Here is an 18,254-nt window from a genome sequence, read left to right as displayed (position 1 = left end):
GGGTCTGTCATGTCTTGCCTGAGCAAGGGGCTTTTGCGCTCTTCCGCCATGCTGTCCATCTTGGCTGCCTTGACCGCCGGGTCCATTGGCTTGCCCAGCCGCGCCTTTGCGCTTTCCGAGCTGAAACCCGCACAAAATACCGAAGGCGAGCCGCAAGCCCAAAGTGGCGAACAGCCGCAACGGCCCCAGGCTCCTGAGCCCGACGAGATCGAAGGTGATTCGGACGGCATTCCCCTGCCCGACCCTCTGGTCGACCGTTCCGCCGGTCAATCGACCCAGCAACCCGCCAAGCCGGGCAATACGCCGGAAATGTCGGTCGTTATCGAGCATGATATTTCAAAGGCGCCGGAAGCTGTACGCAAGCTTCGCCAGCAGATCATCGACGCCGCCTCGTCGGGCGATATCGAAAAACTGCGGCCTTTCATCGCCGCCAGCGACAAGCAGTTCCGTATCGACGGCAATGACAGCGACGACCCGATCGCAGCGCTGAAAAGCTATTCCGGCGATCCGGACGGTCTGGAAGTGCTGGCGATCATCATCGATCTGCTTTCCACGGGTTATGCCCATGTCGACGCCGGCACCCCGGATGAAGCCTATGTTTTCCCCTATTTCTCCGGAAAGCCGCTCAATACGCTGACCGCGCCGGAAAAGGTCGAGCTGCTGCGCATCATCACGGCGGGCGATCTGGCTGATATGCAGGAATACGGTAATTACAGCTTTTACCGCATCGGCATTTCGCCCGATGGCAAGTGGAAGTTCTTCACCGCCGGCGATTGATCGCGCGGCGGTGCTTGCCGTTCTTTTGCAAAAATCCTAACTGTGCGGCATGAGCAATTCAGCAGAAGCGCATCGCGGTTCTGCAAATGGAACTGCGCGAAAACAAAAAGAGAGCATTTCTGCAGATTGCCTCGGGCAGCCCTCAGCGACCCTGGCCGGAAATGCTTTCGATGAACCGAACGGTGATGCCATGCCTTCCGCCTTTCTTGCCGACCGCCGCCTGATTAGAGTTTCCGGCACGGGTGCCGAAGAGTTTCTGAACAATCTGATCACGGCCGATGTTGAAAACCTGCCGCAAGGCGAGGCGCGCGCCTCGGCACTTCTGACGCCGCAGGGCAAGATCCTGTTCGATTTCCTGATCGCGCGCGATGGGCCGGATTATCTGATCGAATCGGGCGCTGCCGAACAGGATGCGCTGCTGCGCCGCCTGACCATGTACAAGCTGCGCGCGCCCGTTGATCTCAAGGCCGAACCGATAGAAGGCGTCAGCGTTTTCTGGAGCGAAAGCGTGCCGGAGGCGGGCGCGAAGGACGGCCGTTTCGCCAAGGCCGGCATCAATCTGTTCCGCGTGCCGGGTGCTTCAGCCTCTGGCGACATAACGGCATATGATGCCCTGCGCATTGAGCACGGAATTGCCGAATCCGGCCGGGATTACGCGTTGCAGGATGCTTTTCCGCATGATGTGCTGATGGATGTGAATGACGGCGTCTCGTTCAAGAAGGGTTGCTTCGTCGGTCAGGAAGTCGTCTCGCGCATGAAACATCGCGGCACGGCAAGACGGCGGGTCGTCACCGTTTCGGCTGAAAGCGCGCTTCCCGCAACCGGAACCGAAATCACCGCCAATGGAAAACCGGTCGGGGCGCTTGGAACCGTTTGCGGCAACACGGGACTTGCCATCGTGCGGACAGACCGCGTTGCCGATGCGCTCGCCTCCACCACGCCGCTCATTGCCGAGAATGTTCCCGTGACTGTGGCCTTGCCGGCCTGGAGCGGCATCTCCTTCCCCGTCGTCGATCCTGCGGTACAGGCGGAGGAATAGGCGTGGCGCCCGCTAAAAGTCCGCGCGCCTGGCAGCGCATGCTTTCTGGACGGCGGCTCGACCTGCTCGACCCCTCACCGCTCGACGTAGAAATCGCCGATATCGCCCATGGTCTTGCCCGCGTCGCCCGCTGGAACGGCCAGACGCGCGGCGATCACGCCTTCTCCGTCGCCCAGCATAGCCTCATCGTCGAAAACATTTTCTGCCGCATATGTGCGAATGCGACGCCCGACGATATGCAGATGGCGCTTTTGCACGACGCCCCGGAATATGTCATCGGCGACATGATCTCGCCGTTCAAATCCGTGGTTGGCGGCGGTTATAAAACCGTGGAGAAAAGGCTGGAAGCGGCCGTGCATCTGCGCTTTGGCCTGCCGCCGCATGCCTCGCGCGAACTGAAAGACCGCATCAAGAAAGCCGATACGGTTGCCGCCTTTTTCGAGGCGACGGAGCTTGCCGGTTTTTCCATTGCCGAGGCACAGAAATTCTTCGGCCTGCCGCGCGGCATCACCCGCGATATGTTCGACATTATCCCGCTTCCCTCGACCGAGGCGCAGAAGCGGTTCGTTGAACGCTTCGAGGCGATCGAGGCAATGCGCGTGGCGGCTGGAGGGGTGAAATGACTTCCATCGTCGTATCGCCGCTGTCGCGGATTGCGGAAATGGCCGTGAAGCACAAAGCCCGTGAAATGGTGACGCTGATAGCAAAGGAGCAGACCTTTCACCGCCCGGCGGTGATCTCAGCCGAAAGGCACCTGACTCTTGCGATGAACGACATCAGCTTCAAGGGCACCGGCGATCTCATCGCGCCTGACGATGCGCATGTGCTGCGGCTGATCGATTTCGCCCGCGAATGGGACCAGTCCGCACCGCTTCTCATCCATTGCTGGATGGGCGTGTCGCGCTCTCCTGCCGCAGCCGTCATTGCAGCACTCAGCCTTTATCCGGATCAGGACGAGATGGCGCTTGCGCTCAGCCTGCGCACCGCCTCACCTTACGCCACCCCCAATGCCCGCATCATCGCAATCGGGGACCGGTTGCTTGGGCGGGATGGCAGGCTGGTGGCGGCAATCAAGACGATCGGCAGGGGCGCGGATACGGACGGCAACGTACCCTTCGTGCTGCCTCTCTCCAACTGACGGCTCCGTTTTTGGCGGAACCCCTGCGGCATCCAGTCGTTACCAAAGTAGAACAGCAATAAGAATCACGGGATAATTCATGGAACAACAGGCAACGGATATCATCGTCGCATCGCAGGCAGCGGTACGGCAGGCGAGCACGCTGGCGGTGCAATATTCCTTTTCGATCATCGGTGCGCTTCTGCTTCTGATCATCGGCTGGCTGGCCGCGACTTTCCTGCAGCGCTGGGCTTTTCAGGGTCTGTCCCGCATCCGCGGCTTCGATGCGACGCTTGCCGGTTTCTTTGCGGGTGCCATCCGTTACGTGGTGCTTATTCTGGTGCTGGTCATGGTGCTTGGCCAGTTTGGTGTACAGACGGCCTCCATTCTTGCGGCACTCGGCGCTGCCGGCCTCGCCATCGGCCTGGCGCTTCAGGGCACATTGCAGAACATCGCCGCCGGTATCATGCTTCTGGTGCTGCGTCCCTTCCGGGTTGGCGAATATATCGAGACTGGCGCCGTGAGCGGCACGGTGATCGAAATCGGCCTGTTTGCGACCGAGCTTAAAACCAGCGATGGGCTTTACCGCCTTGCGCCAAATTCCACCCTGTGGAACGTACCAATCACCAATTATAGCCGCTTTCCCTCACGCCGCCACGAATTGAGCCTGACGGTTAAGAGCGACGAGGATCTGGCTGCGGCACAGGACATGCTGATGCGTGTGGTGCGCTCGGAAAGCCGGGTACTGCTGGACCCCGCCCCCGTTACCTTCGTCGATTCGGTCAGCGCCGACAGCGCCACCGTGAAATTGCGCTACTGGGCGCGTAGCGACAATTACTTCGCAACCACGCGTGACGTGACGAAGGCAATGAAGCTCGCTTTCGATGAGCGCAAGTCGGAATTAACCGGGCAAACCGCGTGAATTAAGAGCGTCCCAGCCGCTCCCTTCTCCATGCAACTTTTTCCCATATGAAAGCAGGCCCTGAGCCGGCTTTCACCATTTTTCGCGCAAGGGTGGCGGCAGGCGCTCTTGCGTCTGGCGAAGGACGTGTTTATACGACTTATGCGTAATGTTATTACATAACTTACCCTTCGATTTATAACCACATAAGGGCCAGAAGAATGCAAAAAACCATCACCCGCGTCACCGGCGCGCTTGCAATCGGTTCCATGCTGCTGATGACAGCCCCGGCACTGGCGGCCGGAAAAGACAAGACGTCCACCGCGCATAGTCACAGCCACGATCACAGCCATGGCCAGACCGAAGCCGAGAAACAGATCTACAAGGGTTACTTCGAGGATGCGCAGGTGAAGCCACGCATGCTTTCAGACTGGGAAGGTGACTGGCAGTCAGTCTATCCCTATCTGCTGAACGGTTCTCTCGATGGGATCATGGCGGAGAAGGCAGCCCACGGCGACAAGACAGCAGCCGAATATCGTGCCTATTACGAAATTGGCTACAAAACGGATGTCAATCGCATCACCATCAAGGGCGACAACGTGGCGTTTTATAAGGAAGGCAAACCAACGCAAGGCACTTATGTCAGCGACGGCCAAGAAATCCTGACCTACAAGAAGGGTAATCGCGGCGTGCGGTACATCTTCAAAAAGACCGGCGGCGATGCGGATGCACCACAATTCATTCAGTTCAGCGATCACACCATCGCGCCTAAAAAAGCCGGCCATTACCACCTCTACTGGGGCAATGACCGCAAGGCACTTTTGGACGAGGTGACCAATTGGCCAACCTATTACCCGTTCCAGATGGATGGCCCTGAGATCGTCGAGGAAATGGCGGCGCATTAGGACCGCACTCTTCCTGGTTTTCCGCAGCCTGTGGTCAAACCTTGACTTGTCACGATTTCGCCTTCCCCCCAAGTGGGGAGAAGGCAACCAATGCGAGTTGATACGGCCCTTTCCCCGCTTACTGCCCCATGGTCGAGCGATGCGCCCAGCCGGTCATGCGCTTTTCGAGCCAGGCCATGATCGCATACATGACGATACCTTCCACGGCGAGCATCAACAGACCGGCAAAGACCAGTGGGACGTTGAATTGGCTTTGCGCCGAACTCATCATATTACCGAGGCCATAATTGGAGGCGACGGTTTCCGATACGACCGAGCCGACGAAGGCGAGCGTGATGGCGATTTTCAGCGAGCCGAAGAAGTAAGGCATGGAGCGCGGAATGCCGACCTTCAGCATGATATCCATCTTCCTGGCGCCAAGTGCGCGCAGCACGTCCTCCGTTTCCGGCTCGATGGTGGCCAGACCGGTCGCGACGTTGACGACGATGGGGAAGAAGGAAATCAGGAACGCAGTCAGAACCGCAGGAACAGTGCCGATGCCGAACCAGATGACGAGGATCGGCACCAGCGCCACTTTGGGGATGGCATTAAAACCGATCATCAGCGGATAAAGCCCGGCATAGATGGTTTTCGACCAGCCGATAAAGAGGCCGATGGCGAGACCCGCCGCGACGGCAATCGCAAAACCGAGCGTGGTGGTATAGAGCGTCTGCAGTGAGTTCTTCCAGATCGGCGACCAATATTGCACGATGGCCTGCCCCACACGCACGGGCGACGGCAGAATGGTTGGCGGCATTTTCAGCGCGTAAACCAGCAATTCCCACATTGCAAACAGCGCCAGCGTATAGAGCCAGGGGGCGGCCTTCACCCAGTTGACCCGGGCGATCAGCGGTTTCGACGGCGCGGTTGCCATGCTGCTTTCCACAAACGCACTCATGCCGCCACCCTCGCCTGCGCTATCTCGCCATGCAGTTCCTGCACCATGTCGTTGAAACCCTTGTCATACATGATATCCAGCTGGCGCGGCCGCGCAAAAGGCACGCGGTGCTCCGCCAGAACGCGGCCCGGCCTTGCACTCATCACGAAAATCTTGTCGGCGAGAAAGGTCGCTTCGCGCAGATCGTGCGTCACCAGAATGATGGTAACCCGCTGCGCCGTATGCAGATCGCGGATGACGCACCACAGTTCCTCACGGGTAAAGGCATCGAGCGCGCCGAAGGGCTCATCCAGCATGAGAAGGTCCGGCTCGTGGATCAATGCGCGGCAGAGATTGGCGCGCTGCTGCATGCCGCCGGAAAGCTGCCAGGGGAATTTCGAGCCGAAGCCTTTGAGGCCGACGATTTCCAGCAGGCGTTCGGCTTTGGCGACATATTCGGCCTTATGCGCGCGCAGACGCCGGCGGTGTTTCTCGACGATCTCCAGCGGCAGCAGGATATTTTCGAGCGTCGTGCGCCAGGGCAGCATCGTCGGGTTCTGAAACGCCATGCCGACAATGGACACGGGTTCCGTGACCTGCCGACCGGCCACGATAACATTGCCCTTTTGCGGAATGTGCAGCCCCGTTACCAGCTTCATCAGGGTCGACTTGCCGCAACCCGACGGGCCGACGACAGCAGCGAATTCCCCCTTGTCGACCGCCAGGTTGAGGCCGGATACAGCCAGCGTTCCGGCCGCCCCGCCGTAACGCATGTCGACATTGTCTATTTCCACGAGATGTGACATCGCAGTCCCCTTTTCAGCCCCCCATGCTATTTAAAAATTGCAAACCGCCCGGACCGGCAAGCGATCCGGGCGGTCGCCGTGACATCAATCAGGGAAGCATGCGCTCTTCCTTGGGCGGCAGGTAAGCCGCGTCGAAGACCTGCTCTGCCTTGACGTTACCTTTCAGACCCATGGAAACTTTCAGGGTCTCGAGGGAGGCAGCAAGCCGGGCCGGATCGACGCCGCCCATGCCATTTTCCACCACATAGGGCGTCTTGATGTTCATGCTGTTGGCCATGTTGAGGCGTTCCAGCTCAATCGCGCTGTCGAGCGTCTCGTTACGCTTGAGCACGGCCGCCACACCCTCTTCAGGGGTCTTGACGGAATCGGCGAAGCCCTTGGCCAGCGCCTTGAGGAAACCCTTGACGGCATCAGGGTTTTTCTCAGCAAAATCAGTGTTTACCAGCACGGCATTGCCATAAAGATTCAAGCCATGCTCGGCCATCAGGATGGTCGAGATATCGTCATCGGCAATGCCCTGTTTTTTCAGGTTGAGGATCACCGAAAAGGCAAAACCGAAGACGCCGTCGACATCGCCCTTGGCGAGCATTGGCTCACGCACCGGAAAGCCGATCGATTCGATCTTTATCTTGCTGTCATCCAGCCCCGCGACCTGCTTGAAGGCTGGCCATTGCGCAAAAGCGCCATCCGGCGGTGGCGCGCCGAGCTTCTTGCCTTCCAGCGACTTCGGGTCGCCAGTCACACCAAGCGACTTGCGGCCGACGACGGCAAATGTCGGGCGTTCATAGACCATGTAAACGGCCTTGACCTTCTGGCTCGGATCCTCATCGAGGAACTTGATCACCGAATTGATGTCGCCGAAACCCATCTGGTAAGCGCCGGTTGCCACGCGCGGAATAGCCTCCACCGAGCCGTTGCCGCTGTCGATCGTCACGTCGAGGCCTTCGGCCTTGAAGTATCCCTTGTCCAGCGCCAGGAGGAAACCTGCGGCAGGTCCCTCGAATTTCCAGTCGAGCGTGAATTTCACCGGCGTTTCGGCATGGGCGCTCGTTACCGGCAGCGACAGCCCGGCAGCGGCACCGACTGCAGCAATGGCCAGAGCTCTCGACAACAACCTACGCGTTAATATCATCTGTTCCCCCTGATGGTTATGGTTGGATTGGTTGCATAAGACCCAATTCCAGCCATCAAGGCAAGATAAAATTGCATACAAAATAGCCGTTATTTTGTATGCTTATTTTAAAGGCATTCCTGGTCAGCCGGCGGGCAAAAAGCCCGATTTTTGCCCATCCCGCATGCAACGAAGCGACAGCAATATCGTTCACGCAGCGAACACAGCGTTCTCACTTGCCGGGGTTGCGGATCAGGCGCAGCGTGGGACAAATAGGGCCACAAACAGCAGGCAAAACGGCGGGGACGGCAAGATGAATTCTGCACTGGGCATACACCACATCACGATGATCACCCGGAAGGTGCAGGCGAATGTCGATTTTTACGCCGGCTTTCTGGGCTTAAGGCTCGTCAAACGCACTGCCGGTTTTGAAGATGCCATGCAGCTTCACCTGCTTTACGGCGATGGAAACGCCTCGCCCGGCTCGCTTTTGACCTTCCTCGTCTGGGAAGACGGTGGGCAGGGCCGCGTGGGTTATGGCCAGACGCTGGAAGTTTCACTGGCGATCGACCCTGCCAGCATTGGTTTCTGGCTGACGCGCGCGCTGAAATTCGGCATCCGCGCGGAGGGCCCATCCGACGAATTCGGAACCCCTGTCATCCGGTTGAAAGACCCTGACGGCCTGATCGTCAAGCTGGTCGGCACGAACGCCTTCGCCGATGCCACGCCGCATGTGACAAACGACATCCCGGCAGAAGACGCCATTCGCCGGATTTATGGCGCGACGATGCTGAGCGAGGTGCCGGAAGAAACCGTGGCGTTCCTCACAAGATATTTCGGATACCGGCAGGAAAGCCAGACGGGCGCGATCCGCCGGCTCGTATCGCAAAGCGGCGACATCATCGACGTGCGCGACGCGACCGGCTTTTGGTCCAGCGCCCCGGGCACCGGCACTGTTGACCACATCGCTTTCCGCGCGAAGGATCTGGAGGAGTTGAACGCGGTTCTGGCCGAGCTGAAATCGCTGAACTCCAGCACGACGAATGCCCACGACCGAAAATATTTCCACTCGCTTTATGTCCGCGAACCGGGCGGCGTGCTGATTGAAATGGCGACCGACGCTCCCGGCATGACCGTGGACGAACCGCTGGAGGCACTCGGCGAAAATTTGTTCATCCCGCCACTCTTCATGAAGGACGAAGCGGATGTGCGCGTTGCGCTGCCGCAATTTTCGATGCCGGGCGAAGAACGTATCGTCTATCGCGACCTGCCCTTCGTGCATCGCTTCTATACGCCCGAAAAGCCGGATGGCAGCACCATCATCCTGCTGCACGGTTCCGGCGGCAGTGAAACCAGCCTGATGCCGCTGGCGCACCGGGCTGCTCCGGGCGCCACGCTTCTCGGCGTCCGTGGCCGCAGCACGGAGGAAGACATCGCCCGTTGGTTCCGGCGTCTGCCCGATTTCAGCTTCGACCAGAAGGATATCGTCTCGGAAGCGGAAGCCTTTGCCGCCTTCATTGACGGCGCCATTCGGTCCTATGGTCTGGATCGTTCGAAACTGCGCTTCATCGGCCATTCCAACGGCGCGAATTTCTATGCGGCCTTTGCGGCACTCTACCCGGAGCTTGCCGGGGATGCGCTGCTTTACCGCCCGTTGCCGATTCTCGATAGATGGCCGGAAAGTGATCTTACCGGACGCAACTTCCTGCTCGTAGCCGGAGAACGCGACAAATATCGCGACAGAGCGGCAGATGTGCAAGGCAGGCTTGTGGCCGGCGGCGCGCGGGCAGAAGTGCAAATGATCGATGACGGTCACGATCTTGGGTTTGCCGATATCGAAGCGGCACGGCACTGGCTTGCGACGTGACATCTGACGATACTGCGTTGCCTCGTGGTTTGTTCTCCCCCGCCGGGCAGAAAGCCACGGCAGCGGTATAAGGGGCAAAGGCCGTGAGATTGGGCAACGTTTTCCCCTCATCCGACCCTTCGGGCCACCGTCTCCCCGGCGGGCAGAAGAAACAAACGGCAACCTCCCGCATCCCTCAACCAAGCCTTGCATAAATTCGCCAAAACGGCTTTAAAAACAGCTTAGTAATTGGAGAGTCTGTTTGGAAATCCCGTTTCTCATCCTCGCCGTCATCGCAGCCTTCATCTATACGCTGGTCGCAAGCATCCGCAATTCAAGCCGCATCAAGTCGCTGGAGCGTGAGGTTAACGGCCTGAAGCGGCTGATGGCCACCGGGGCGGCCTCTCCTCTTGCCGCACAGACGGAGGCGGATGCAGCCGCGGAAAACCCGGATTTCAGGGCGGAAGAAGAAGATCGGGCTTTGCCGGAAGACGAGTTCGTCGAAACGGAATATCCGTCCGAAACCGAAGTGGCCGCGGCCATGGCGCCGGCGGAGAACCTTGCCAGCGCGGAAGAGACAAGTGCGCTTTCCACTGAGGCCGCATCCGCGTCAGCCCCGAAGGAAAGCTTCGAAAGTCTGCTGGGCGCACGCTGGGCAGTGTGGGCAGGTGGGCTGGCGCTGGCGCTCGGCGGCATTTTCCTGATCAAATATTCGATCGAGTCTGGGCTCCTGAGCCCGGCCGTGCGGCTTTCGCTCGCCGCCATTTTCGGCCTCGGTCTCGGTCTTGCCGGCGAGGCGATCCGCCGCAGGGCCGTACCTGGTATCGCCACCACCTATTCCAACGCCATGATACCTGGCGTGCTGACGGCAGCAGGTGCACTGACGCTGTTCGGCGTTATCTATGCCGCCTACGGCATTTACGACTACATAAGCCCCACCACCGCTTTCATCCTGCTCGGGCTTGTCGCCTTCGCCACTATTGGCCTTTCACTTCTGCACGGGCAGGCGCTCGCCGGTCTTGGCCTTTTGGGCTCTATGCTGACGCCTGCGCTGATCGCCACCGAAACGCCTGATGTATGGGCGCTGTTCATCTTCCTGACGATCTCCTGGCTCGCGACAGCAGCTGCTGCGCGCAGGCAGCGCTGGACCGTGGCTCCCTCGCTTGCCAATGCCGGTCTCGGCCTCTGGGCGCTCGGCTATATCGCCATCGCCGACACGATCAGTGCCGCACCTCCGGTCCTTGCGCTGCTCGTCATGCTGGCGGGTACGATCTTCCTCTGGCCCGGACGCTATTTCGACGCAGCACCTGCCGAAACGGGAGAAACCGTAACTTCCGGGCGGCGCGCCGTTCGCGCCATGCGGCTTTTGCTGCGCCCGTCGCTTGCCATCAATCTCACCGTCTCAATGGCCGTGATCCTGCCGGCATTCAGCTTTCTCGTCATCGGCGCCGGCATCGACCTTCATCCGGCCGTGATTGTCTCAGCGCTCATCGCAGGGCTGGCTGCCCTTGGTGCTTCCCGCCGCAACGCGGTCTGGCCCGCCATTATCGCAGCACTTGGCGCGCAGGCTGCGGTCTCGGTGATGTCTCGCTCCGGGCTCGATTTCATTGGCATCATCAACGATACCTCGATTGCGCTGCCGCCGGTGCGAACCGGCTACATGGCTGAAATCGCCATGGCGCTTGGTCTTGGCGCCATTCTTTTGCTCTGCGGTTTTTCCTTCCTGAAACGCAAGGGCGCGGACGATCCGGATTTCGCCCAGCTCTGGGCGGGGATTGCAGCTCTCTTCCCGGTCTGGCTCGGAACCGCGAGCTTCGTCGAATATGGAAATCTCGGTCGTGACTGGCTGCATGCAGCCTATGGCCTCGGCCTCGGTTTCCTGCTGATCGCCGCTGCCGAATGGCTGCACCGACAAAACAACGAGGCCTATCGCAAGCCGCTCAACATCCTCGTGCTCGGCTCCTTTGCCGCATTCGCGCTAAGCCTGCACACGCTGACTGAGGGGCTTACGACAACCATACTGCTTTCCGTCATCGGTTTCGGTTATGTGCTGGCAACCCGACAGCGCAACTGGGATGTGCTGCCCTGGGTCATGGCGATTGCAAGCGTCGCCGTTCTCGGCCGCATCGCTTGGGAGCCGACCATCGTCGGGCCGCAAAATCTTGGGCTCACGCCGGTCTTCAACGCGCTTCTGCCGGGTTACGGCATTCCGGCGCTGCTAGCTATCGTCTCCGCCTGGATGCTGCGCGACTGGCCGGGCTTCCGGGCAAAGAACTTCCTGCAGGCCATCGCCAGCCTGATGGGCCTGCTGGCGGTCGCAATCCTCATCCGCCATGCGATGAATGGCGGCACACTGGACGAAAGCGTGCCGACGCTTGGCGAACAGTCGATCTATACGCTGCTGACCATCGGTTTTTCAGGCGTACTGATGACGCTCGATTTGAAGAGCCCCAGCCCCGTGTTCCGTTACGGCTCGATGATTGCAGGCGTTATCGCCGTCATCAACGTGCTGGTGATGCATTTCTTCACGCTGAACCCCTATTTCACCGGCGAAAATACCGGCCGCATCCCGTTCCTCAACCTGCTGCTGATCGGTTACCTGCTGCCGGCGCTTGCCTATGGCGGCCTTGCCTACTACGCACGCGGCAAGCGGCCTGCAGCCTATGTCAGCCTGCTGGCCGTGGCGGGTGCCGCACTCGGCTTTGCCTGGGCCACGCTTTCGGTCCGCCGTTTCTGGCAGGGTGAAAACATTGCCAACTGGAAAGGCTTCCTGCAGGGCGAGACCTACAGCTACTCGGTGGTCTGGCTGTTGATCGGCGTATTGCTGCTCATCGTCGGTTCGCGCTTCAATGCCCGCAGTCTGCGTCTGGCATCCGCCGCCTTCGTGCTGATCTCCGTCGCCAAGGCATTCCTGATCGACATGAGCAATCTTGAGGGCGTGCTGCGGGCGCTGTCCTTCATCGGGCTTGGCGCCGTGCTGATCGGCATCGGTCTGTTCTATCAGAAAATCCTCACCCGGCAGCCGAAGACATGATCCCGGCTGAGGCTTTTGCGCCCTATGCGGCGCTTGCGCAGGACCTTATCCCGCATGCCGCCGATGCGGGCGACGGCTCGCACGATCTTGCCCATATCCACCGCGTCTTCCGCAACGCCATGCGCATCCATGCGGGCGAAGGCGGCGATGGCACGGTGCTTGCGGCCAGCGTGCTTTTGCATGATTGCGTGGCGGTGGAGAAGAACTCGCCGCTTCGCGCGCAGGCCTCACGCCTTGCGGCGGAAAAAGCCTCCGGCATTCTGGCCGGGCTTGGCTGGCGTCAGGCCGATATTGACGCCGCCGCGCATGCCATCACCACACATAGTTTTTCCGCCAATATCGAGCCGCAGACGCTGGAGGCAAAGATCCTTCAGGATGCCGACCGGCTGGACGCCATCGGCATGGTGGGTGCTGCGCGTTGCTTTTATATTGCCGGGCGCATGGGTTCTGCGCTCTACGACCCGGCCGATCCGCTGGCAAAGGACCGTCCGCTTGATGATCGCGCCTTTGCCATCGACCATTTCGAAACCAAGCTGTTCAAGCTTGCGGATGGTTTCCGCACCGAAACCGGGCGAGAACTGGCAAAGGCCCGCCATGAGCGGCTGAAACAGGTGCTGGACCTGTTTCTCGACGAAATCTGAGGAGACCTGAATGCGTGTGACCGAACTCAACATCTACCCGCTGAAAAGCGCGCGCGGCATTGTCCTCTCGAAAAGCGATGTTTCGGCGGAAGGCCTGCCGGGCGACCGGCGCGCCATGCTGACCGACCCTTCGGGCCACTTCATCACCCAGCGCGAATTGCCTGATATTGCCACGGTTCTGGCACAGCACGCGGATGGCGGCATGGTGCTTTCGCGGGAAGCAGGTGGCGAGATTTTCGCCAGGCCTTCCGGGCAGCGCATGGATGTGGCTGTGTGGAAATCGATCGTCAGCGCCAATATCGCCGATAGCGAAACCAACGACACATTGTCTGAGTGGCTTGGGCGCGAGGTGAAGCTGGTGTTCTTCGATGACATCGCAAAACGCATCGCGAGCCTTGAATGGACCGGCAACGAAACGCCCGTCACCTTTGCGGACGGTTACCAGATCCTCGTCACCACCACCGCTTCACTTGCAGCCCTAAACGACAATATGCGTGCAAATGGCGAGGACGCCGTTGGCATGGAGCGGTTCCGGCCCAATATCGTGCTGGAAACGGACGAGCCGTGGGCGGAGGATCGCTGGGCGGCGATCGAGATCGGCGGCATCCGTTTCGACCTCGTCAAGCCCTGCGCCCGCTGCATCATGACGACACAGGACCAGATCACCGGCTCGCGCGATGTACCTTCCCCCATGAAGGCCATGGGCCGCATCCGCATGTCCGGCGACCGGCGCGTGCCCGGCCCGCTCTTCGGCTGGAATGTCACACCGCGCGGCAAAGGCAGGCTAGCTGTTGGCGATGTGGCAAAGGTAGTCGAGGAACGGCCGGACGGCTGGGCGATCAAGAGGCGTTAAGCTGCCGGGCGATGCATCTCACGATCTCGTATCAAGGCTTCTTCGCACCGACGATCAGGAAAATCGGACGGCGGTCTTCGTGTTTCATCTCCGGCCGCTCCGCCAGCAGGGCGGGATCGGGCCTCGGTTCCGCGAGCCGCGTGATCGCAAAGCCTGAAGTCAGCAGGGCGTTGAGAATGCCTGACACCGTGCGGTGATATTTGACGACATCATCCGCCATCCAGTTGGAATGGCGCACGCCCTCGTTCTGATAGTTATCGAGCGGCCAGTGCAGTATTTCGCCATCTTCGCCGTAGAACCAGTCCTGTTTGTCCAGCGCCGTGAACACGGGATGCTCGATGGAAAAGACAAAGTCGCCGCCGGATTTCAACACGGAGAAAACTCTCGCGAATACCGTATCGAGGTCGCGGACGTAGTGCAGAGCGAGTGAGCTCAGTACCAGATCGAAGCTTTCAGGCGCAAAATCGATGTCCTCGATCGCGGCGCGGCGATATTCGATGCCGGGGCCGCCGTTTATCTCGGCGGCGCGGCGCAGCATATTTTCCGACAGATCGACCCCGACGACATGCGCCGCGCCCTGCTCTACGGCGTGGCGGCAATGCCAGCCAAAACCGCAACCGAGATCAAGAACGGTCTTGTCTTTCAGCGTTGGCAACATGGCGCGCAGCTCATGCCATTCGCCCGCCTGACGCAGCCCCTCCAGAGAGCGTGGCATGGCGCTGTAGCGCTCGAAAAACTGCGGGTCGTCGTAAATATTCTGCTTCATCGTTGCCTCACCTTGCCCGATGGCATTTCACCTGAGTGTCTCATCAATCGCACGAATAGTGCCGTCAAGAAAAGTTGCTAGTGGGGCAGCCTTGCAAAAGATAATATTCCTCTCATCAAAGGGGAATTTTGCGGCACAGCGTCCCACGGGGCGAGGTGCTGCATCGGGAGAGTTTCATGTCGCAAGCCACACGCCAAACCATGCCCTGGGCGATCATCGTCGCCGGGTCGCTGATCGCGGTCATGACCTTCGGGCCACGCTCGGCGATGGGCTTTTTCCAGCTACCCATGCTGGCCGATACCGGCTGGGACCGCTCCACCTTCGGGCTTGCCATGGCGTTGCAGAACCTGTTCTGGGGTCTAGGCCAGCCATTCTTCGGCGCCATCGCCGATAAATTCGGCACCGGCCGTGTGCTCGTGCTTTCCGGCATTCTCTATGCGGCTGGCCTCATCTGCATGTCCTTCGGCACTTCGCCCTTCTGGCTGCATTTCGGTGGTGGCGTGCTTGTCGGGCTTGGCATTGCAGCTGGTTCGTTCAGCGTCATTCTTTCGGCCTTCGCGCGGCATGTTACGCCGCAGCAACGCTCGCTTGCCTTCGGCATCGGCACCGCGGCGGGATCGGCGGGCATGTTCCTGTTTGCGCCAATCAGCCAGGGCCTGATTTCCACCTATGGCTGGTCGGACAGTCTCGTCTGGCTTGCCGTAATGATGATGCTGGTGCCACTGCTGGCCTATCCGATGCGTGGCAATTCCTCGTCCGGCAGCCAGTCGCAGACGCAATTCAAGCAGACGGCAGGCGAGGCGCTAAGAGAAGCGCTCGGCCACAAGAGCTATCTGCTTTTGACCACCGGCTTTTTCGTCTGCGGTTTTCAGGTGGCCTTCATCACCGCGCATTTTCCGGCCTATCTCGGCGATATCGGCATCGAACCCCGCTATGCGGTCATCGCCATGGCGCTGATCGGCTTCTTTAACATCATCGGATCGCTGGCCGCCGGCGTCATTGCCCAGCGTTACTCGAAACCCTATCTGCTGGCCTATATCTATATCGCCCGCTCAATCGCCGTCACGGCTTTCCTGCTTCTGCCGCAAACGCCGCTTTCGGTCATCATCTTCGCAGCCGTGATGGGCATCCTGTGGCTTTCCACCGTGCCGCCGACCAATGCGCTGGTGGCGATCATGTTCGGCACGCGCCATCTCGGCATGCTGGGTGGCGTCGTATTCCTGTCGCATCAGATTGGCTCGTTCCTCGGCGTCTGGCTCGGCGGCTTCCTTTACGACAAGCTCGGCTCCTACGATCTCGTCTGGTGGCTCGGCGTCGGCATGGGTATTTTTGCGGCCATCGTGCATTGGCCTATTCAGGAACGACCCGCACCTCGGCCAGCAATGGCCTGAGGCTATACCGCCTTATCGAGCGCAGGCAGCACCGCCTTGCGCTCCAGTGCCTTCAACGCCGCCTGCACGAAACCGTCGCGGGCGGCGTTTTCATTGAGGCCGCGCGGATCATAGACATGCCGGTGGAGAAAATGGCCGGTCAGGCGAAAGGCTGCCGCGAGGCTGTCGCGGTCGGCCGCCTTCGACTGACCTTCGCTCAGGAAAGCGGGAAGCGAAAGCATACGCGCCGCATAGGGCGCCCCCGCCGTACTACAGACCGCCCTGCCCGTTTTGGGCGATACATAGATAAGATCGGTGCGCAGGCCCGTTGCCGCGCATTCCGTGAGATCGAGACCGAAACCAAGATCGTTCAGCACCGCCAGCTCGAAACGCACGAACAGTTCCCCGGCATCAACAGGATCGTGGAGATTGTCGAGAATGACGTCGAGCGCCTGATAGAGATGCGGATGCGGGTCACGCTCCGGCAGAAGTCGCAGCAGCGCGCCCATGGCCTGCACGCCATAAACGGCGGTTGCCGTTTCCATCAATTGCGCTGCCCGCAACTGCAAAGGCTCAATGCGGAATTCGCCGAGATGGTCGTCAAGCCGCGCCCGCCAGATCACATCCACCCGGTTTCCCGCCTGCAGCACCGGCTGCATGCTGCGGGAGCGCCCGCCGCGCACCATACCCAGATGGCGGCCGCGCAAACGGGTCATCACCTCGGCGATGACGCTGGTCTCGCCATGACGCTTTACGCCGAGAATGATTGCCTCGTCCTGCCACTGCATGAAATCTGTCCGAATTCCGATTCAAGCCCGATCATAACCGATCTGACGGCGAAACGTTATTCTTTTACGGTGTCGCGCGCCGCAGCAACGAGCGTCGTCACGAAATCGGCGATTTCGTTTTCACCGAAAGGCTTGCCCAGCAGGGGCGCATGCACGAGATCTTCGGGGAAACCACTCGTGTCGCCATAACCGCTGACGAAACCGAAGGGAATTCCGTGATCGCGCAGGTGGCGGGCAAAATCGTAACTCTTGCCGTCGGAAAGGCTGACGTCGAGAAGCACGCAATCGGCGCCATCCCGCCCTAATGCGTCCTGTGCCTGCGCAAGTGTCGTCGCAATCGTGATGGTTTCAACGCCGATGGACTGGAGAACCGCCTCGACGTCAAGCGCCACCAGATATTCATCTTCAACGATGATGCAGCGTTGTGGCACCATGTTTCTTCTTCTTTCAACGTGAAGGGAACCAGACGGATTTGCGCCGCTGTCGCCAATGTGATTTTCAAGCGCCATGTCGACAGAGTTCGCAAATTACGGACCCAACGTCATTTAAAAAAGACATGTCGAAAAAAGATCAGATGAAGGGTCTTGGCCGCTTTTCATCGTTTTGCCAACCGGCAACATGGCTCAGTCCGGCATCGTCCAGCACCAGACAGCCCTTGTCCGTCCAGCGAATCAGACCGCGATCGACAAGCTTTCTCAAGGTCTTGTTGGTGTGGACGATGGAGAGGCCGAGCGTATCGGCAACGTGCTGCTGGGTTACCGGGATCGGCGTTTCACCCTGCACGAGATTAACCGCCTTTGCCTTGCTGTAAAGGAACGCGATGAGGTAGGCAGCACGCTCGATTGCTGTGCGTCGGCCGATGCTGAGCAAGTGGTTGTCGAGCATGCGCTCCTCGCTTGCTGCAATCCACGTCAGGTCATAGGCAAGGGTCGGATGATCGGTGAAGAGGTTGTTGAGTCGCGAGCGCTCGAAGACACACAATGTCACCGGCGACAGCGCCTCCACCGAATGCTGCATTTCCCCCATGACCGTGCCCTGCAGGCCGACTAGATCGCCTGGCATGACATAATTGAGGATCTGCCGCCTGCCGTCTTCCAGTGTTTTATAACGGAAAGCCCAGCCTTGAAGGACAGTGTAGAGATGGGCGCTGTGCGACCCTTCCATCAAAATGACGGAACCGCTTTCGACCGCCAGTTCCCCTGTCTTGAAACGGGAGACGAAATCCAGTTCGGAAGAGGAAAAGTCCCTGAAATGCGGCAGGTCGCGCAAGGGACAGTGCTGACACGGGGTGGTGGAAATTCCGTTCGGTTTTTTTGGCGACATGAATATCCATCATCGAAAAAAAGGTTGCGCCCAATCGTTTTGGAACAACCCACCCGAATGC

General features: G+C 59.7%; 18 protein-coding genes. 11 read left to right on the top strand and 7 right to left on the bottom strand.

All coding sequences use genetic code 11. The features are described 5' to 3' along the window. The first annotated feature begins 9 nt into the window (after positions 1 to 9). The 6 genes from ACQZ6D_RS00295 (at position 10) to ACQZ6D_RS00270 (ending at position 4,739) form a co-directional block, all read left to right on the top strand. On the top strand, positions 10 to 777 hold the full coding sequence (locus ACQZ6D_RS00295; protein WP_026330794.1) for a hypothetical protein: 768 nt from the start codon (positions 10 to 12) through the stop codon (positions 775 to 777). A 190-nt stretch (positions 778 to 967) separates the two neighbouring features. Continuing rightward, on the top strand, positions 968 to 1,816 hold the full coding sequence (gene ygfZ, locus ACQZ6D_RS00290; protein WP_065704996.1) for a CAF17-like 4Fe-4S cluster assembly/insertion protein YgfZ: 849 nt from the start codon (positions 968 to 970) through the stop codon (positions 1,814 to 1,816). 2 nt (positions 1,817 to 1,818) lie between these two features. Next, a complete protein-coding gene (locus tag ACQZ6D_RS00285; RefSeq protein ID WP_065704821.1) occupies positions 1,819 to 2,439 on the top strand; it encodes an HD domain-containing protein in 621 nt (206 codons plus the stop codon). Next, positions 2,436 to 2,954 (top strand): tyrosine phosphatase family protein, encoded by a 519-nt coding sequence (locus ACQZ6D_RS00280; RefSeq protein ID WP_019565367.1) that lies wholly within the window; start codon positions 2,436 to 2,438, stop codon positions 2,952 to 2,954. Before ACQZ6D_RS00285 ends, ACQZ6D_RS00280 begins: the two co-directional genes overlap by 4 nt. A gap of 79 nt (positions 2,955 to 3,033) precedes the next feature. Continuing rightward, positions 3,034 to 3,855 (top strand): mechanosensitive ion channel family protein, encoded by an 822-nt coding sequence (locus ACQZ6D_RS00275; RefSeq protein WP_025592915.1) that lies wholly within the window; start codon positions 3,034 to 3,036, stop codon positions 3,853 to 3,855. A gap of 200 nt (positions 3,856 to 4,055) precedes the next feature. Beyond that, positions 4,056 to 4,739, top strand: coding sequence for a metal-binding protein ZinT (locus tag ACQZ6D_RS00270; RefSeq protein ID WP_038490476.1), 684 nt, complete (start codon positions 4,056 to 4,058; stop codon positions 4,737 to 4,739). A gap of 118 nt (positions 4,740 to 4,857) precedes the next feature. On the opposite strand, the gene ACQZ6D_RS00265 is transcribed toward ACQZ6D_RS00270, so the two are convergent. From ACQZ6D_RS00265 to ACQZ6D_RS00255, 3 genes are all read right to left on the bottom strand, one after another. Continuing rightward, positions 4,858 to 5,676 carry an ABC transporter permease gene (locus tag ACQZ6D_RS00265; protein ID WP_003512280.1) on the bottom strand — a complete coding sequence of 273 codons (819 nt, stop codon included), beginning with the start codon at positions 5,674 to 5,676 and terminating at the stop codon, positions 4,858 to 4,860. Then, positions 5,673 to 6,461 carry an ABC transporter ATP-binding protein gene (locus ACQZ6D_RS00260; RefSeq protein ID WP_065704823.1) on the bottom strand — a complete coding sequence of 263 codons (789 nt, stop codon included), beginning with the start codon at positions 6,459 to 6,461 and terminating at the stop codon, positions 5,673 to 5,675. The genes ACQZ6D_RS00265 and ACQZ6D_RS00260 overlap by 4 nt, the downstream gene beginning before the upstream one ends. Positions 6,462 to 6,549: 88 nt before the next feature. Further along, positions 6,550 to 7,593 (bottom strand): ABC transporter substrate-binding protein, encoded by a 1,044-nt coding sequence (locus ACQZ6D_RS00255; protein ID WP_065704825.1) that lies wholly within the window; start codon positions 7,591 to 7,593, stop codon positions 6,550 to 6,552. Between the two features lie 292 nt (positions 7,594 to 7,885). Here ACQZ6D_RS00255 and ACQZ6D_RS00250 point away from each other — a divergent pair, with 292 nt between their 5' ends. From ACQZ6D_RS00250 to ACQZ6D_RS00235, 4 genes are all read left to right on the top strand, one after another. After that, on the top strand, positions 7,886 to 9,439 hold the full coding sequence (locus ACQZ6D_RS00250; protein WP_065704998.1) for a VOC family protein: 1,554 nt from the start codon (positions 7,886 to 7,888) through the stop codon (positions 9,437 to 9,439). Between the two features lie 241 nt (positions 9,440 to 9,680). Next, complete coding sequence (locus ACQZ6D_RS00245) at positions 9,681 to 12,452, top strand: DUF2339 domain-containing protein (protein ID WP_065704826.1); 2,772 nt, start codon at positions 9,681 to 9,683, stop codon at positions 12,450 to 12,452. Beyond that, a complete protein-coding gene (locus tag ACQZ6D_RS00240; RefSeq protein WP_097102068.1) occupies positions 12,449 to 13,093 on the top strand; it encodes an HD domain-containing protein in 645 nt (214 codons plus the stop codon). The genes ACQZ6D_RS00245 and ACQZ6D_RS00240 overlap by 4 nt, the downstream gene beginning before the upstream one ends. 10 nt (positions 13,094 to 13,103) lie before the next feature. Further along, positions 13,104 to 13,946, top strand: a complete 843-nt coding sequence (locus tag ACQZ6D_RS00235; RefSeq protein ID WP_038490464.1) for an MOSC domain-containing protein — start codon at positions 13,104 to 13,106, stop codon at positions 13,944 to 13,946. Between the two features lie 31 nt (positions 13,947 to 13,977). On the opposite strand, the gene ACQZ6D_RS00230 is transcribed toward ACQZ6D_RS00235, so the two are convergent. After that, positions 13,978 to 14,712 carry a class I SAM-dependent methyltransferase gene (locus ACQZ6D_RS00230; RefSeq protein WP_065661182.1) on the bottom strand — a complete coding sequence of 245 codons (735 nt, stop codon included), beginning with the start codon at positions 14,710 to 14,712 and terminating at the stop codon, positions 13,978 to 13,980. 176 nt (positions 14,713 to 14,888) lie between these two features. Between ACQZ6D_RS00230 and ACQZ6D_RS00225 the strand changes: the two genes are divergently transcribed. Further along, positions 14,889 to 16,103, top strand: a complete 1,215-nt coding sequence (locus tag ACQZ6D_RS00225) for an MFS transporter (protein WP_111789340.1) — start codon at positions 14,889 to 14,891, stop codon at positions 16,101 to 16,103. Positions 16,104 to 16,105: 2 nt separating this feature from the next. Here ACQZ6D_RS00225 and recO read toward each other — a convergent pair whose 3' ends face one another. From recO to ACQZ6D_RS00210, 3 genes are all read right to left on the bottom strand, one after another. After that, the gene (gene recO, locus ACQZ6D_RS00220) at positions 16,106 to 16,870 is read right to left on the bottom strand and encodes a DNA repair protein RecO (RefSeq protein ID WP_003512253.1); all 765 of its coding nucleotides are present in this window, start codon (positions 16,868 to 16,870) and stop codon (positions 16,106 to 16,108) included. 56 nt (positions 16,871 to 16,926) lie between these two features. Further along, entirely contained in the window at positions 16,927 to 17,304 is a 378-nt protein-coding gene (locus ACQZ6D_RS00215; protein ID WP_025592901.1) for a response regulator, read from the bottom strand. 136 nt (positions 17,305 to 17,440) lie between these two features. After that, positions 17,441 to 18,193 (bottom strand): Crp/Fnr family transcriptional regulator, encoded by a 753-nt coding sequence (locus tag ACQZ6D_RS00210; protein WP_003512249.1) that lies wholly within the window; start codon positions 18,191 to 18,193, stop codon positions 17,441 to 17,443. Positions 18,194 to 18,254 lie beyond the last annotated feature (61 nt).

It is taken from the genome of Agrobacterium sp. 22-3639C2, from assembly GCF_053522105.1.
Note: the sequence above shows the minus strand (reverse complement) of the source record. Positions and strands in the feature narration are given on the sequence as shown.

Coding starts and splice junctions, on each gene's coding strand:
- ACQZ6D_RS00295 (WP_026330794.1), top strand. CDS start 10: ATGTCTTGCCTGAGCAAGGGGCTTTTGCGCTCTTCCGCCATGCTGTCC.
- ygfZ (WP_065704996.1), top strand. CDS start 968: ATGCCTTCCGCCTTTCTTGCCGACCGCCGCCTGATTAGAGTTTCCGGC.
- ACQZ6D_RS00280 (WP_019565367.1), top strand. CDS start 2,436: ATGACTTCCATCGTCGTATCGCCGCTGTCGCGGATTGCGGAAATGGCC.
- ACQZ6D_RS00275 (WP_025592915.1), top strand. CDS start 3,034: ATGGAACAACAGGCAACGGATATCATCGTCGCATCGCAGGCAGCGGTA.
- ACQZ6D_RS00270 (WP_038490476.1), top strand. CDS start 4,056: ATGCAAAAAACCATCACCCGCGTCACCGGCGCGCTTGCAATCGGTTCC.
- ACQZ6D_RS00265 (WP_003512280.1), bottom strand. CDS start 5,676: ATGAGTGCGTTTGTGGAAAGCAGCATGGCAACCGCGCCGTCGAAACCG.
- ACQZ6D_RS00260 (WP_065704823.1), bottom strand. CDS start 6,461: ATGTCACATCTCGTGGAAATAGACAATGTCGACATGCGTTACGGCGGG.
- ACQZ6D_RS00255 (WP_065704825.1), bottom strand. CDS start 7,593: ATGATATTAACGCGTAGGTTGTTGTCGAGAGCTCTGGCCATTGCTGCA.
- ACQZ6D_RS00250 (WP_065704998.1), top strand. CDS start 7,886: ATGAATTCTGCACTGGGCATACACCACATCACGATGATCACCCGGAAG.
- ACQZ6D_RS00240 (WP_097102068.1), top strand. CDS start 12,449: ATGATCCCGGCTGAGGCTTTTGCGCCCTATGCGGCGCTTGCGCAGGAC.
- ACQZ6D_RS00235 (WP_038490464.1), top strand. CDS start 13,104: ATGCGTGTGACCGAACTCAACATCTACCCGCTGAAAAGCGCGCGCGGC.
- ACQZ6D_RS00230 (WP_065661182.1), bottom strand. CDS start 14,712: ATGAAGCAGAATATTTACGACGACCCGCAGTTTTTCGAGCGCTACAGC.
- ACQZ6D_RS00225 (WP_111789340.1), top strand. CDS start 14,889: ATGTCGCAAGCCACACGCCAAACCATGCCCTGGGCGATCATCGTCGCC.
- recO (WP_003512253.1), bottom strand. CDS start 16,870: ATGCAGTGGCAGGACGAGGCAATCATTCTCGGCGTAAAGCGTCATGGC.
- ACQZ6D_RS00215 (WP_025592901.1), bottom strand. CDS start 17,304: ATGGTGCCACAACGCTGCATCATCGTTGAAGATGAATATCTGGTGGCG.
- ACQZ6D_RS00210 (WP_003512249.1), bottom strand. CDS start 18,193: ATGTCGCCAAAAAAACCGAACGGAATTTCCACCACCCCGTGTCAGCAC.